This is a genomic window from Nonomuraea sp. NPDC026600, assembly GCF_040638335.1.
GTDB lineage: Bacteria > Actinomycetota > Actinomycetes > Streptosporangiales > Streptosporangiaceae > Nonomuraea.
Map to the genome: position 1 here is coordinate 89,452 of NZ_JBEZYD010000029.1, position 14,583 is coordinate 104,034.

The following is a 14,583-nucleotide window of genomic DNA, read 5'->3' on the forward strand; positions in this document are numbered from 1 at the left end:
CATGTGTTGGACTCATTGATCGTCTGTCGTCGAGGCTGGGCGCATGATGACGACGAGACCTCACATGGACGGCGGCCTGTCGCGCGGGCTGCTGCTGCTCATGTCGACGGCGACCGGGCTGGCGGTCGCGGGAAACTACTTCGCGCAGCCGCTGCTCGACCTGATCGGCCGGGAACTGGGGGTCGGGCCATCGTCGGCGGCGCTGGTGGTGACCGCAGCGCAGAGCGGGTACGCGCTGGGGCTGATCCTGCTGGTGCCGCTCGGCGATCTGGTGGAGCGGCGGCGGCTGGCGGTCTCGCTCTACGCGGCGACCGCGGTGCTTCTGCTGGTGTCGGCCTCCGCCGCCAACGGCATGGTGCTCTTGGCCAGTACGGCGCTGACCGCGCTGACCTCGGTGGGAGCGCAGGTGGTGGTGCCGTTCGCGGCGACGCTGGCCGACCCGGCCGAGCGCGGCCGGGTGGTCGGCACGGTGATGACCGGGCTGATGCTCGGCCTGTTGCTGGCGCGGACCGCGTCCGGAGTGCTGTCGGAGCTGGGCGGCTGGCGGACGATCTACTGGGTGCACGCGGTCCTGATGGCGGTGATGGCCGTGCTGCTGCGGGTCTTCCTGCCCCGGCTCGGTGGCGACGGCCGGCACCTGTCCTACCTGGGGCTGCTGCGCTCGACGGTGGCGATGTTCCGGTACGAGCCGTTGCTGCGGTGGCGGTCAGGCATCGGCGCGCTGAGCCTGGCCTCGTTCAGCGTGCTGTGGACGGCGCTGACCTTCCTGCTGGCGCGCTCGCCGTACGGCTGGTCGGAGTCGGCCATCGGCCTGTTCGGCCTGGTCGGTGTCGTGGGCGCGCTGACCGCCACGGTGGCGGGGCGGCTGGCCGACCGCGGGCACGTCCAGAGGGTGACCGGCGGCGGGACGGTCCTGCTGCTGCTCTCCTGGTCGGCGATCGCGGCGGGGGCACGCTCGCTGGTCTGGCTGCTCGTCGGCGTGATCGTGCTGGACCTGGCGCATCAGGCGCTGCTCAACAGCAGCCAGAACGTCCTCTACGTGCTCCGGCCCGAGGCCCGCAACCGGATCAACTCCGCCTTCATGACCTCCTTGTTCCTCGGCGGCGCGGTGGGCTCCGCGCTGACGTCGGTGGTCTGGGTGAACGGCGGCTGGAGCGGCGTGTGCGTCCTGGGCGCCATCCTCTCGGCCGGCACCGTCGTGCTGTGGGTCCTGGAGCGCGTCACCGTCAACCGGGCGGCACGGAAGCCCCTGGTCCGAATCCCCGTCACCACCACAGGAGAATGAGCGTGTCACGAACCGTACTGATCACCGGAGCCACCGGAACCGTGTCCACCGCACTGATGAAGGCGCTGGACGGGGCCGAAGTGGACCTCCGTGCTCTCGTCCGCGAAGAGTCCAGAGCGGACGGCCTTCGCGAGCGGGGCGCCGAAGTCGTCGTCGGCGACCTCGATGACGCCCGCTCGCTGCCGCCCGCCTTCGAGGGCGTGCAGGACCTGTGGCTGCTCACCCCGAACGGCCCGCGCGCTCCGGAGCACAACATGAACGCCGTGTGGGCCGCACGCCAGGCCGGTGTGGAGCGCGTCGTGCGCTTGTCCGTCGTCGGCGCGGCCCACGACGCGCCGAACCGCAGCGGCAGACTGCACGCGCTGTCCGACCGGGAGACCGAACGGTGCGGCCTGCGCTGGACGATCCTGCGCCCCCACTGGTTCATGCAGAACCTGCTGAACGAGGCGGGCGACATCTCCGCCACCGGCACGTTCTCGCTGAACCTGGCCTCGGCGCGGATCGGCATGATCGACGTCCGCGACATCGCCGAGTGCGCCGCCCGCGTGCTCCTCGACGACCCGGACCGCCACCACGGCGAGACGTACACCCTCACCGGGCCGCGCTCGCTGACGTTCGACGAGGTCGCCGACCAGTTGGGTCACGCTCTCGGCAGGTCCATCACGTACCTGCCGGTCAGCGACGACGCCAAGCGCAAGACCCTGCTCGGCTACGGCGTCCCGGCCTGGATCGTCGACATGCTCGAGGAGTACGCGCGGGCGTATGCCTCCGGCTGGGGAGATCTCACCACCGATACGGTCGCCGGCCTCCTCGGCCACCCCCCACGCGACCTCGCCGACTTCGCCCGCGACCACGCCGCGGCCTTCACGCTGAGGCACCTTCCCTCAATATGACAGTACGCTAAGATGTCAGGACAAAGTCTTGACGCAGGGTCTATCGGCAAGGCAGGCTGAATATCATCGCCGACCATCTTGACCTGGGGCGGACCGCGGCGCGCTGGTGTTGTGGAGCCGGGCGATCTGTCGAGGGCCCGTACCGCTTTTCGTGATCGAAGGGATCGAGCAGCCATGACCACTCCGTCCACCCCGCCGGTGGCCGCACTCCATCCGAGCGCCGGGCACCGGCTCGCCTGGGCGCGCGCGGCGGGGGCGTAAGCGATGGCGCAGTCATACGACCTGGTGTCCATGGGCCGGTGCGGGGTGGACATCTACCCGCTCGACCACGGCGTCGGCCTGGAGGACGTGGAACGGTTCGGCAAGTTCCTGGGCGGCAGCGCGACCAACGTCGCGGTGGCCGCGGCCCGGCACGGACGCCGCGCGGCGATCATCACGCGTACCGGGCGGGACCCCTTCGGCCACTTCGTCCGGCGGGAGCTGCGCGGCTTCGGCGTGGACGACGTCTTCGCCGGTGAGGTCGACGGGCCGCCGACCCCGGTGACGTTCTGCGAGATCTTCCCCCCGGACCATTTCCCGCTGTACTTCTACCGCTATCCGATCGCGCCCGACCTGCTGATCGAGCCGGAGGAGGTTCCGATCGACGCCGTGCGCGAGGCCGGGGTCTTCTGGGCCACCGTCACGGGGCTGTCGCAGGAGCCGTCGCGCTCGGCGCACTTCGCCGCCTGGCGGGCCCGCGGCCGCCGCGCGCACACCGTGCTCGATCTCGACTACCGGCCGATGTTCTGGCCGGACCCGGGCGAGGCGGGCGCGCAGGTGAGCCAGGCGCTGGAGCACGTCACGGTGGCGGTCGGCAACCGGGAGGAGTGCGAGGTCGCGGTCGGGGAGGCCGACCCGCGGCGGGCGGCGGACGCCCTGCTGGAGCGGGGCGTGGAGCTGGCCATCGTGAAGCAGGGACCCAAGGGGGTGCTCGCCGCGACCGCGGACGAGCGCGTCGAGGTGCCGCCCTTCCCGGTGACGGTCGTCAACGGGCTCGGAGCAGGCGACGCCTTCGGCGGCGCGCTGGTCCACGGCCTGCTGTCCGGCTGGGACCTGACTCGCATCCTGCGCTTCGCGAACGTGGCGGGCGCGATCGTCGCCGGCCGGCTCGAATGCGCTGACGCGATGCCGACGGAGGCCGAGGTCGAGGCGGTACTGAAGAGCGCGGAGCTGAAGAGCACCATGCCGAACACTGAAGAGGACGGACGATGACGATCCAGACGCCGAGTCGCCCCGGCATCGCCGATCTGACCGAGATCCGGGTACGCGAACCGCGCCGGATCGCCGAAGGCTGGGCCGCCCGCCGGCGGCGCGACCTGGTGGGCGCGGACGGCAGGCTGCTCATCGTGGCCGCCGACCACCCGGCCCGCGGCGCGCTCGGCGTCCGCGCGGACGCCAGGGCGATGGCCTCGCGCAGCAACCTGCTGGAGCGCCTGACGACGGCGCTGTCGCGCCCCGGTGTGGACGGCGTGCTCGGCACCCCCGACATCCTGGACGACCTGCTGCTGCTGGGGGCGTTGGAGAACAAGGTCGCGATCGGCTCGATGAACCGGGGCGGTCTGCAGGGCGCGGTCTTCGAGCTGGACGATCGCTTCACCGCCTACACCGCGGCGGAGATCGTCGCCCGCGGCCTGGAGGGCGGCAAGATGCTCACCCGGATCTGCCTCGACGATCCCGGCACGGCCGCCACGCTGGAGGCCGGCGGCCGGGCGGTCAGCGAGCTGGGCGCGCACGGCGTCATGGCGATGGTGGAGCCGTTCCTGTCGGTCCGCCGCGAGGGCAGGGTGCACAACCTGCTCGACCCCGACTCGACCATCACCTCCGTCCACATCGCCGCCGGGCTCGGCGCCACCAGCCAGCACACCTGGCTGAAGCTGCCCGTGGTCGAGGAGCTGGAGCGGGTCATGGACGCCACGACCCTGCCGACCCTGCTGCTGGGCGGCGACCCCGGTGGCCACCCCGACGAGACCTACGCCAAGTGGGGGAGCGCCCTGCGGCTGCCCGCCGTGCGGGGACTGGTCGTGGGCAGGGCGCTGCTGTTCCCGCCCGACGGTGACGTGGCCGCGGCGGTGGACCTCGCCGCGGGGCTCGTACACGGAGGCGGTTCATGAACGACAACGAACGCTGGGTCCGGCCGTACGGCACGGCCGCCGACGGGCCCTTCCAGGTGTCGATCACCGACGCCGTGCCCGGGTGGGCCCGCACGAGCCTGCGCGTGGCCACGCTGGCGCCGTTCGAGCGGGTGGAGCTGGACACCGGGGACAGCGAGGTCATCGTGGTGCCCCTGCGGGGCGGCGCCGACGTCACGGCCGTCGACCACGCGGGACGGCACCACAAGGCCCGGCTGGCCGGACGCGACAGCGTGTTCGCCGGGCCCACCGACGTCGCCTACGTTCCCAGAGACGCCGCCCTCACGGTGACCGCCGGCGAGCGCCCGGCGAAGATCGCGCTCTGCGGAGCCAAGGCCGCAGAACGCACCGAGCCGCCGCCGTTCCGGCACCTGGCCGCGGCCGACGTCCCCGTCGAGCACCGCGGCGCCGGCGCGGCCGCGCGCCAGGTGCGGAACTTCGGGATCCCGCAGGTGCTCGACGCCGACTCGATCATCGCCTGCGAAGTGATCACACCCGCCGGCAACTGGAGCTCCTACCCGCCGCACAAGCACGACGAGGAGCGCGACGGCCTGGAGACCGAGCTGGAGGAGATCTATTACTTCGAGGTCGAGGCCCGGCCGGACGCCCCCGACGGCGCGGACCCCGTCGGCTACCAGCGCGTGTACGGCACCACCGAACGCCCCATCGACGTCCTCGCCGAGGTCCGCACCGGCGACGTCGTCCTCGTCCCGCACGGGTGGCACGGCCCCGCGATGGCCCCGCCCGGCTACGACCTGTACTACCTCAACGTGATGGCCGGCCCCGGCGCCACCCGGGCCTGGCTCATCTGCGACGACCCCGCCCACGCCTGGATCCGCCGGACGTGGGCCGAGCAGCCGGGAGGAACCCGATGACCGGCACGGTACGCCTGACCGTCAGCCAGGCCGTCGTGCGCTTCCTGGCCGCCCAGTGGAGCGAACGCGACGGGCGGCGGCAGAAGCTGTTCGCCGGGTGCTTCGGCATCTTCGGCCACGGCAACGTCGCCGGGCTCGGCCAGGCGCTGCTGCAGGACGAGCTCGCCGACGACCATCCGGACCGCCTGCCGTACGTGCTGGCCCGCAACGAGCAGGCGATGGTGCACACGGCCGTGGCCTACGCCCGCCAGAAGGATCGCCTCCAGACCTGGGTCTGCACGGCGTCCGTCGGCCCCGGCTCGACCAACATGCTCACCGGGGCGGCGCTGGCCACCATCAACCGGCTGCCGGTGCTGTTGCTGCCCTCGGGCACGTTCGCGACGCGGGTGGCGGGGCCGGTGCTGCAGGAGCTGGAGGCGCCGTACGCGGCGGACGTCACCGTCAACGACGCCTTCCGCCCGCTGTCGCGCTTCTTCGACCGGGTCAACCGGCCCGAGCAACTGCCCTCGGCGCTGCTCGCCGCCATGCGGGTGCTGACCGACCCCGTGGAGACGGGGGCGGTGACGATCGTGCTGCCGCAGGACGTGCAGGCGGAGGCGTTCGACTGGCCGGTGGAGCTCTTCGCCCCGCGGGTCTGGCGAGTGGGCCGGCCACTGCCGGAGACCGCCGACCTCGCCGAGGCCGCGGCGCTGATCGCGGCGGCCCGGCGGCCGTTCGTCGTGGCGGGCGGCGGGGTGCACTACTCCGGCGCCGAGGACGCCCTGCGCGCGTTCTGCGAGGCGACCGGCATCCCGGTGGGGGAGAGCCAGGCCGGCAAGGGCGCGCTGCCGCACGGCCACCCGCAGGCGATGGGCGCCGTCGGCTCGACGGGCACCACCGCCGCCAACGCGCTGGCCAGGCAGGCCGACCTGGTGATCGGGATCGGCACCCGCTACAGCGACTTCACCACCGCCTCGCGCACCGCCTTCCAGGACGCGGGCGTGCGCTTCGTCAATATCAACGTCGCGCGCTTCGACGCCGGCAAGCTGGCCGGCCTGTCGGTCGTGGCCGACGCCCGCGAGACCCTGACCGCGCTCACCCAGGCGCTGGACGGGCACCACGTGGACCCGGCCTGCCGGGAACGGCAGGCCCGGCTGTGGCACGAGTGGGACGACAAGGTGGAGGCGGCCTACAACCCGCCCCCGGAGGTCACCGGCGCGCTCGCCGACGGCGTGCTCACCCAGGGCACCGTGCTCGGCAGCGTCAACGAGCTGTCCGACCCCGCGGACGTGGTGGTGTGCGCGGCCGGCTCCATGCCCGGCGACCTGCACAAGCTGTGGCGGGTACGCGACCGCAAGGCCTACCACGTCGAGTACGGCTACTCCTGCATGGGCTACGAGATCCCGGGCGGCATCGGCGTCCGGCTGGCGGACCCGGGCCGGGACGTCTTCGTCATGGTGGGCGACGGCTCGTACCTGATGATGCCGACCGAGTTGGTCACCGCCGTCCAGGAACGCATCAAGATCATCGTCGTCCTGGTCCAGAACCACGGCTTCCACTCCATCGGCTCGCTGTCGGAGGAGCTCGGTTCGCAGCGCTTCGGCACCAGCTACCGCTTCCGCGACGAGGCCACCGGCCGGCTGGAGGGTGACCGGCTGCCGGTCGATCTGGCCGCCAGCGCCCGCAGCTTCGGCGCCACCGTCATCGAGGTGCGCGACCGGCGGGAGCTCGAACAGGCGATCAAGGACGCCAAGGCCGCCCCGGCGGACGGCGGCCCCGTCGTCATCCACGTCGAGACCGACCCGATGGTGCACGCCCCGGACAGCGAGTCCTGGTGGGACGTCCCGGTCAGCCAGGTCAGCGAGCTCGGCACCACCCGCCGCGCCTACGAGCGCTACACGACGCACAAGGCCGCGCAACGCCCCCACGTGGCCCCGACACCCCGCGACCCGGAAGGACCAGTACGTTGACCACCCGCATCACCCACCTCATAGGCGGCCGTTCCTGGGAAGGCACTTCCGAGCGCGCCGGTGACGTGCACAACCCCGCGACCGGCGCCCTCACCGGCCGCGTCGACCTGGCCTCCGCCGACCTCGTCGGCCAGGCCGTCGCCACGGCCAAGGCGGCCTGGACCGGCTGGTCCGAGACCTCGCTGGCCAAGCGCGCCCAGGTGCTGTTCGCGTTCCGCGAGCTGCTGCACGCGCGCAAGCACGAGATCGCCGCGCTGATCACCGCCGAGCACGGCAAGGTCCTCGACGACGCGCTCGGCGAGGTCACCCGGGGGCTGGAGGTCGCCGAGTTCGCGTGCGGCATCCCGCACCTGCTCAAGGGCGGGTTCAGTGAGAACGTCTCCACCCGGGTCGACGTGTACTCCATCCGGCAGCCGCTCGGTGTCGTGGCCGTGATCTCGCCGTTCAACTTCCCGGCGATGGTGCCGCTGTGGTTCGTCCCGATCGCCATCGCCTGCGGCAACGCGGTGATACTCAAGCCCTCCGAGAAGGACCCCTCGGCGGCCGTCGCCATGGCCCGCCTGTGGACCGAGGCCGGCCTGCCCGACGGGGTCCTGAACGTCGTGCACGGCGACAAGGAGGCCGTGGACGCCCTGCTCACCCATCCGGACGTGCGGGCCGTCTCGTTCGTCGGCTCCACCCCGATCGCCCGCTACGTCTACGAGACCGGCACCGCGCACGGCAAGCGGGTGCAGGCCCTCGGCGGCGCCAAGAACCACATGCTCGTCCTGCCCGACGCCGACCTCGATCTCACCGCCGACGCCGCCGTCAACGCCGGCTTCGGATCGGCCGGCGAACGCTGCATGGCGATCTCGGCGCTCGTCGCGGTCGACACCATCGCCGACGAGCTCGTCGAGAAGATCAAGGACCGGATGCGCAAGCTGCGCACCGGCGACGGCACCCGGGGCTGCGACATGGGCCCGCTGGTCACCCGCCAGCACCGCGACAAGGTGGCCGGGTACGTCGAGGAAGGCAGCGCCGCGGGCGCGACGCTCGTCGTGGACGGCCGCGCGGGGGACTTCGACGGCGGCGAGGACGGCTTCTGGCTCGGGCCCACGCTGTTCGACGACGTCACCCCCGACATGTCCATCTACCGCGACGAGATCTTCGGCCCGGTGCTGTCCGTGGTCCGCGTGCGGTCCTACGACGAGGGCCTGGCCCTCATCAACGCCAACCCGTACGGCAACGGCACGGCCATCTTCACCAACGACGGCGGGGCGGCGCGGCGCTTCCAGAACGAGGTGGAGGTCGGCATGGTGGGCATCAACGTGCCCATCCCGGTGCCGGTGTCGTATTACTCCTTCGGCGGCTGGAAGAACAGTCTGTTCGGGGACACCCACGCGCACGGCACCGAGGGCGTGCACTTCTTCACCCGTGGCAAGGTCGTCACCTCCCGCTGGCTCGACCCTTCGCACGGCGGGCTCAATCTCGGTTTCCCGCAGAACGACTGACCGCCCATCGCGAAAAGAAAGGACAAGGATCTCTCATTAAAGGGTAAATCCGAATTCCCGGAAACCATTACGTCATCCGGCGGTCCGCGGGGAAAGGCCGGTGCTGCCACGGACGATCAGACGTGTGGGAAGCAGGATCTCGCGGCGTTCCTGATGTGCGCCGTCCAGCCGGTCTATGGCCGCCCGGACGGCGAGCCGGGCCTGCTCCAGCGGTAACTGGCTCACGGTCGTGAGGGCCATGCGGGGGTGCCGCGCCATGAGGCTGTCGTCGAAGCCGGCCACCGACACGTCGGCCGGTACGCTGCGGCCCCCGCTCTCCAGCGCCTCGATCAGCCCCAGCGCGGTGCGGTCGTTGAACGCGACGATGGCGGTGACGCCCGCGCCGGAGTCGAGGTGCCGCAGCGCCTCCGCCCCGTGACGCTCGGTGAGCCCACCGGGCAGGACGACGGCCTCGAGCCCGTGGCGTTGCACGGCGGCCTGGTAGGCGCCCCGCCGGACGGCGGAGATGTGCCCCGATCCGCCGTCGACGTGCGCGATGCGCCGGTGGCCGAGCGCCACCAGGTGATCGACCACGTCGGAGATGCCCTGCTGGTCGTCGGCGCGGACCACGTCCACGTTCGGCAGGTTGAGCGGGCGTCCCACGCAGACCGTCGGGACGTCCTCGATGAGGGCGGCCAGCTCGGCCTCGGGCATCGTCGGCCCCAGCAGCAGGAGCGCCTCGCACCGGAAGTCGATGAGCGTCTCGATGGCGCGCCGCTCGTCGTGGGTGGCGGTCATGGCCCCCAGCACGGTCTCGTACCCGGCGGCGTCGACCGTCGACTGGATCTCCTCGGCGAGCTCCCCGTGGTAGACGTTGCTCGGCAGAATGGTCACGCCGATGAGCCGCGTCCGCCTTTTGGCGAGGAGCGTGGCGTTCCTGTCCTTGCGATATCCCAGGCGCTCGGCGACGGCCAGGACGCGCTTGGTCGTGGCGGCGCTCGGTCCCGCCGAGCCGCTGAGCACCTTCGAGACCAGGCCTTTGGACACGCCCGCGGCGGTGGCGACATCAAGGATCGTGGGCCGGCGGCGCCCTGGCCGGGGCGGTGTCGGAGCGGTGTGGTCGGCCATGCGGTCACCATAATGCCGAAGGCTTTGTCAGCACAAACCCTTGACATATGCCTGTAACAAGTCGCATGCTCGGCGCATTCACTTAAACCGGTTTCCAAACCGGCTGTGCGGGCGGTTTACGCGATGCGGACGCCCCTATTCAGTTACGCCCATGATCCAAGGAGCTGGCATGCCCAACGACCACATCGGCGTCGCCGTCATCGGTGCCGGGATGGCCGGCAGATCGCACGCCGCCGGCTATCGCAGCGCCACGACGACGTACGACTCGGGTCTTCCCGACGTGCGGCTGGTGGCGATCGCCGACGTGAACGAGCACTTCGCGCGGGAGACCGCGCGCCGGTTCGGGTACACGCGAGCGGAGACGTCCTGGCAGGCCGTCGCCGAAGCCCCCGACATCGACGTCGTGAGCGTGGTGGTCGCCAATCATCTGCACCGGGAAGTCGTCGAGGGGCTCCTGGCGGCGGGCAAGCACGTCCTGTGCGAGAAGCCTTTCGCGCCGACCCTCGAGGAGGCCGCGGCCATGGTCGCCGCGGCCCAGGCCAGGCCGGAGCTGCAGACGGGGGTCGGCTTCACCTTCCGCCGTTCGCCCGCGATCGCGGCGGTCAAGCGGCTGGTCGACGACGGGTCGACGGGGCGGCCGATCCACTTCAACGGCCACTACTGGTGTGACTACGGCGCCGACGCCTCGGGGCCGATGAGCTGGCGCTACAAGGGCGGCCCGGGCTCGGGCGCGCTCGCCGACATCGGCAGCCACCTCGTGGACCTCGCCGAGTTCCTCTGCGGCCCGATGCGGTCCGTCCGGGGGACGACGCTGTCGACGTTCATCACCGAGCGCGCGCTGCCGCTGGGCGCCGCGGTCGGGCACGCCGCGGCGACGCTGAGCGACGAGCGCGAGCCGGTCGAGAACGAGGACCTGGTCACCTTCACCGCGACCTTCGAGTCAGGGGCCACGGCGACCATGTCCGCCTCCCGCGTCGCGCTCGGTCTGGCGAACTCCCTCGGCTTCGAACTGTTCGCCGAGAACGCCGCGGCGACCTTCGACCTGCTGCGGGCGGGCGAGTTCGGCTACATGGACCGCGCGGTGGACGGGCCCACCAAGGGCTACCGGCAGGTGGCCGTCGGCCCGGACCACCCCTACCTCACCGGCGGCCTGCCCATGGACTTCCCCGGGGTCGGATACGGCCAGAACGACCTGTTCGTCTTCCAGGCCCGGGCGTTCCTGGAGCAGGTGGCCGGGCTCGACCGGCTGCCCAGGGTGCCCTCGTTCGAGCACGGGCTGCACAACCTGCGGCTTCTCGCCGCCATCACCGAGTCGGCCCGCAACGGCGGCGCCGAGGTGAAGATCTCCTCACCCGCGTCCGCCCTCTGATCCACCAGCCATTTCAGCGAAGAAACGAGGACCCATGAAGCTCGGCGCCTACACCGCCTGCCTGCACGACAAACCGCTGCCCGAGGCCTTGGCCATTCTCAAGGGAATGGGTCTGGACAGCGCGGAGATCAACTCCGGCGGGTTCATCCCGGAGCCGCACCTCCCGATCGACGAGCTGTTCGCCAGCGAGCAGGCCCGCCAGGACTACCTCGGGCTCTTCGCCGAGCAGGGGATCACGCTCACCGCGCTCAACTGCAACGGCAACCCCCTGCACCCGAACCCCGTCGTGCGGGAGAAGCACGCGAACGACCTCCTGCGGTCGCTGGAGCTGGCCGCCCTCCTGGGCGTCCATCGCGTGGTCGCCATGTCGGGCACGCCCGCCGCCAGCGCCACCGGGACCAACCCGGCCTGGAACGTTCTGCCCTGGGACAGCGCCTACCTCGACGTACGGGACTACCAGTGGAACGAGGTCGCGATCCCGTTCTGGAAGACGGTCCAGTGGCGGGCGGCCCACTTCGACGTCAAGGTGGCCATCGAGATGCACCCGCACAACGTCGTCTACAACCCGGCGACGATGGAGCGGCTCGCCGAGGAGATCGACGCGACCCACGTCGGCGCCGAGATGGACCCCAGCCACCTGTTCTGGCAGGGCATCGACCCCGTGGAGGCGATCGGCCACCTCGGCTCGCTGGTGTACAACGCCGCGGCCAAGGACACCAGGATCAACCCGGCGGCGCGGGTGAACGGCGTCCTCGACGACCGATTCGGCCGGGTCCACCCGGACGAGCCCGGCGCCGTCGGCCTCGGCGGGCCCTACACCCTGTCCCGCTGGCCGGAGAACTCCTCCTGGGACTTCGTCGCCGTCGGCCGCGGCCACGACGTCACCTGGTGGACCGCCTTCCTGCGGGCGCTGGAGAAGGTGGACCCGGACATGGCCGTGAACATCGAGCACGAGGACCAGGAGCTCGACCAGCTCGAGGGCCTGGCCGCCGCGGCCAAGACCCTGCTCGAGGCCGCGGGCCGCTAGACCGCACGGCCCTCGTGGGAACACCGAGCGGCCCGCACCATCGGTCACATCGGCACCACCAAAGCCACATCCCCGACCGCTTCGCGTGAATCGGCGTGACCCGCTGTGAACGCGTGAGCGCGCACTCAGGCCCGCGATCGGCCTCGCCGGTCGGCCATCCGACATACCCCCCGATATACCGCGCGCTCCGACCGAGACATCGGTCACGCCGGCGCATCACACGAAGGAGTACCGCAAAATGGAAGGCACACGAACCCGGCGTCCGTCCGGCCGCCCCAACCGTCTCCCGCTGACGGCGATCGGCCTGTTCGCCGCCCTGGCCCTGACCGCCTGTGCCAGCGGCAAGGCCACCACCGGCGCCGAGAGCCAGCCCGCCGCCGGCGCGTCCAGCGCCGCCGCGGCCCCCGCCGGATCCGGTGGCGGGAAGGTGTCCCTCTTCGTCATCGGCGGCAAGTCCGACGACCCGTTCTGGTCCGCGGTCAAGCGGGGCGTGGACGACGCCGCCAAGGTCGTCCAGGCCAACGGCGGCAAGGTGACCTGGCTCGGCCCGCAGAACTATGACAACCTCGGCCCGGACGCCGCCAAGCTCATCCTCAGCGCGAAGAGCCAGGGCGCCACCGCCATCATCGGCGCCGACTGGGTCCCCGAGGCGCAGAACGACGCCTTCAAGACCGCCTCCAGCGGCGGCGTCCCGGTCTTCCTGTTCAACGCCGGCGGTGCCGAGCAGGCGAAGAACGTCGGCGCGCTGACCTACACCGGCTCCGACGAGCAGTCGGCCGGCAAGGCCGGCGGCGAGTACTTCGCCAAGAACGGCGCCAAGAACGTCCTGTGCGTCAACACCCTTCCCGGCGCCGTGAACACCGAGGCCCGGTGCAAGGGCGTCGCCGAGGGCATGAGCAGCGGCGGCGGCAAGTCCACCCAGCTACCGCTGCCCTCGTCCAACTTCGGCAACCCGACGGCCGTGACTCAGGCGATCAAGTCGGCCCTGCTCAAGGACGACTCCATCGACGGCGTGGTCACCATCAGCACCGGAGACGCCGACAGCTCGGCCGCCGCCATCGACCAGGCGGGCGCCGGAGCCAAGATCAAGCTCGGCACGTTCGACATGAACGAGGCCCAGCTCAACCGCATCAAGGCCGGCAAGCAGCTCTTCTGCATCGACCAGCAGCCCTACCTGCAGGGCTACCTCGCCGTGTCACAGGCCTACGCCTACAACGCCTACGGGCTTCTCCTCGCGCAGAACACGTTGATGACCGGGCCCGCCATCATCAACGCCGACAACGTCAGCGCCGCGATCGCCGGTGTCCAGGCCGGCGTCCGCTGACCCGCCTGGCACCGCCCGTCACTCCTATGAGGTGGTAGAGCAATGACCGTCCAGATCTCCGACACGGCCCGACCGGCAGCGGCCGGGACGTCGTCGGGACGTTCCCTGCGCAATCTGACGTACCGTCCGGAGGCCGGTGCCCTCATCGGAACCTTGGGCGTCTTCGTCTTCTTCGCCATCTTCGGCGGCACCCACTTCCTCGCCGCCGCCGGCACTGCGGCCTGGCTGAACGTCGCCGCCGAACTCGGCATCATCGCCCTCCCGGTCGGCCTGCTCATGATCGCCGGCGAGCTCGACCTGTCGGTCGGCTCGGTGCTCGCGGCGAGCTCGATGACCATGGCCATCGTCTCGGGCTACTGGGGCGCCCCGATGATCCTCGGCATCGTGCTCGCCCTCGGCGTCGGCGTGACGGCAGGAGCGCTCAACGGGCTCATCGTGACGCGGACCAACGTGCCGTCGTTCGTCGTCACCCTGGCGACCCTGTTCGGGATGGCCGGGCTGACCCTCGGGCTGTCCCGCGTGATCACCGGTACGACCAGCGTCGCCCTCAACCCGGACCCGGGGTCGAAGGCGGTCTTCGGCACCCTCATCGCGGGCCAGTTCGAGGTGGCGATCCTCTGGTGGATCGTGGTCGCGCTCGGCGTCGGGTGGATGCTCCAGATGACCAAGTACGGCAACTGGATCCTCGCCGTGGGCGGCGACAAGGAGAGCGCCCGCGCGGCCGGGATCCCGACCAACGGGCTCAAGATCGCGCTGTACATCGGGAGCGGGTTCGGCGCCGCCCTGGTCGGCGTGATCCAGACCATCCTCTACAACGGCGCCCAGGTCGCCAACGGGCAGTCGTTCGTCTTCAACTCCATCATCGCGGTCGTCGTCGGGGGCGTCCTGCTGACCGGCGGCTACGGATCCGTCGTCGGAATCGTCTTCGGCACCCTCACCTTCGCGATCGTCAACCAGGGCATCTACTACACGGGATGGAACTCTGACTGGGCGAGCTTCATCCTCGGCGTGCTCATCCTCGCCGCCGTCCTCATGAACAACACGTTCCGCCGGTTGGCGCTGTCGCACGCGCCGCGTTCCGGAAAGAAGGCCTGAT

General features: G+C 71.2%; 12 protein-coding genes. 11 read left to right on the forward strand and 1 reads right to left on the reverse strand.

Annotated features, from left to right (window positions below):
* Nucleotides 1-43: 43 nt before the first annotated feature.
* The 7 genes from AB0F17_RS45665 (at nucleotide 44) to AB0F17_RS45695 (ending at nucleotide 8,660) form a co-directional block, all read left to right on the forward strand.
* On the forward strand, nucleotides 44-1,285 hold the full coding sequence (locus AB0F17_RS45665) for an MFS transporter (RefSeq protein WP_358036610.1): 1,242 nt from the start codon (nucleotides 44-46) through the stop codon (nucleotides 1,283-1,285).
* Between the two features lie 2 nt (nucleotides 1,286-1,287).
* Nucleotides 1,288-2,178 (forward strand): SDR family oxidoreductase, encoded by an 891-nt coding sequence (locus tag AB0F17_RS45670; RefSeq protein WP_358036612.1) that lies wholly within the window; start codon nucleotides 1,288-1,290, stop codon nucleotides 2,176-2,178.
* Between the two features lie 264 nt (nucleotides 2,179-2,442).
* Nucleotides 2,443-3,429 (forward strand): 5-dehydro-2-deoxygluconokinase, encoded by a 987-nt coding sequence (gene iolC, locus AB0F17_RS45675; protein WP_358036614.1) that lies wholly within the window; start codon nucleotides 2,443-2,445, stop codon nucleotides 3,427-3,429.
* Nucleotides 3,426-4,328 (forward strand): deoxyribose-phosphate aldolase, encoded by a 903-nt coding sequence (locus AB0F17_RS45680; protein WP_358036616.1) that lies wholly within the window; start codon nucleotides 3,426-3,428, stop codon nucleotides 4,326-4,328. The genes iolC and AB0F17_RS45680 overlap by 4 nt, the downstream gene beginning before the upstream one ends.
* Entirely contained in the window at nucleotides 4,325-5,221 is an 897-nt protein-coding gene (gene iolB, locus AB0F17_RS45685) for a 5-deoxy-glucuronate isomerase (protein WP_358036618.1), read from the forward strand. Before AB0F17_RS45680 ends, iolB begins: the two co-directional genes overlap by 4 nt.
* Entirely contained in the window at nucleotides 5,218-7,170 is a 1,953-nt protein-coding gene (gene iolD, locus AB0F17_RS45690) for a 3D-(3,5/4)-trihydroxycyclohexane-1,2-dione acylhydrolase (decyclizing) (protein ID WP_358036620.1), read from the forward strand. Before iolB ends, iolD begins: the two co-directional genes overlap by 4 nt.
* Nucleotides 7,167-8,660: a CoA-acylating methylmalonate-semialdehyde dehydrogenase gene (locus tag AB0F17_RS45695; RefSeq protein WP_358036622.1), complete on the forward strand. Its 1,494-nt coding sequence runs from the start codon at nucleotides 7,167-7,169 to the stop codon at nucleotides 8,658-8,660. Before iolD ends, AB0F17_RS45695 begins: the two co-directional genes overlap by 4 nt.
* A gap of 72 nt (nucleotides 8,661-8,732) precedes the next feature.
* Here AB0F17_RS45695 and AB0F17_RS45700 read toward each other — a convergent pair whose 3' ends face one another.
* The gene (locus tag AB0F17_RS45700) at nucleotides 8,733-9,767 is read right to left on the reverse strand and encodes a LacI family DNA-binding transcriptional regulator (RefSeq protein WP_358036624.1); all 1,035 of its coding nucleotides are present in this window, start codon (nucleotides 9,765-9,767) and stop codon (nucleotides 8,733-8,735) included.
* Nucleotides 9,768-9,936: 169 nt separating this feature from the next.
* Between AB0F17_RS45700 and AB0F17_RS45705 the strand changes: the two genes are divergently transcribed.
* The 4 genes from AB0F17_RS45705 (at nucleotide 9,937) to AB0F17_RS45720 (ending at nucleotide 14,582) form a co-directional block, all read left to right on the forward strand.
* Nucleotides 9,937-11,136 carry a Gfo/Idh/MocA family oxidoreductase gene (locus AB0F17_RS45705; RefSeq protein WP_358036626.1) on the forward strand — a complete coding sequence of 400 codons (1,200 nt, stop codon included), beginning with the start codon at nucleotides 9,937-9,939 and terminating at the stop codon, nucleotides 11,134-11,136.
* Between the two features lie 34 nt (nucleotides 11,137-11,170).
* Nucleotides 11,171-12,163 (forward strand): sugar phosphate isomerase/epimerase, encoded by a 993-nt coding sequence (locus AB0F17_RS45710; protein WP_358036628.1) that lies wholly within the window; start codon nucleotides 11,171-11,173, stop codon nucleotides 12,161-12,163.
* A gap of 238 nt (nucleotides 12,164-12,401) precedes the next feature.
* Nucleotides 12,402-13,487: a sugar ABC transporter substrate-binding protein gene (locus AB0F17_RS45715; RefSeq protein ID WP_358036630.1), complete on the forward strand. Its 1,086-nt coding sequence runs from the start codon at nucleotides 12,402-12,404 to the stop codon at nucleotides 13,485-13,487.
* 42 nt (nucleotides 13,488-13,529) lie between these two features.
* Nucleotides 13,530-14,582, forward strand: a complete 1,053-nt coding sequence (locus tag AB0F17_RS45720; RefSeq protein ID WP_358036632.1) for an ABC transporter permease — start codon at nucleotides 13,530-13,532, stop codon at nucleotides 14,580-14,582.
* Nucleotide 14,583 lies beyond the last annotated feature (1 nt).

Excerpts from the sequence above, each read along its gene's own strand:
- iolB (WP_358036618.1), top strand. The coding sequence starts at position 4,325 with ATGAACGACAACGAACGCTGGGTCCGGCCGTACGGCACGGCCGCCGAC.
- AB0F17_RS45720 (WP_358036632.1), top strand. The coding sequence starts at position 13,530 with ATGACCGTCCAGATCTCCGACACGGCCCGACCGGCAGCGGCCGGGACG.
- AB0F17_RS45710 (WP_358036628.1), top strand. The coding sequence starts at position 11,171 with ATGAAGCTCGGCGCCTACACCGCCTGCCTGCACGACAAACCGCTGCCC.
- iolD (WP_358036620.1), top strand. The coding sequence starts at position 5,218 with ATGACCGGCACGGTACGCCTGACCGTCAGCCAGGCCGTCGTGCGCTTC.
- AB0F17_RS45665 (WP_358036610.1), top strand. The coding sequence starts at position 44 with ATGATGACGACGAGACCTCACATGGACGGCGGCCTGTCGCGCGGGCTG.
- AB0F17_RS45680 (WP_358036616.1), top strand. The coding sequence starts at position 3,426 with ATGACGATCCAGACGCCGAGTCGCCCCGGCATCGCCGATCTGACCGAG.
- AB0F17_RS45715 (WP_358036630.1), top strand. The coding sequence starts at position 12,402 with ATGGAAGGCACACGAACCCGGCGTCCGTCCGGCCGCCCCAACCGTCTC.
- iolC (WP_358036614.1), top strand. The coding sequence starts at position 2,443 with ATGGCGCAGTCATACGACCTGGTGTCCATGGGCCGGTGCGGGGTGGAC.
- AB0F17_RS45705 (WP_358036626.1), top strand. The coding sequence starts at position 9,937 with ATGCCCAACGACCACATCGGCGTCGCCGTCATCGGTGCCGGGATGGCC.
- AB0F17_RS45700 (WP_358036624.1), bottom strand. The coding sequence starts at position 9,767 with ATGGCCGACCACACCGCTCCGACACCGCCCCGGCCAGGGCGCCGCCGG.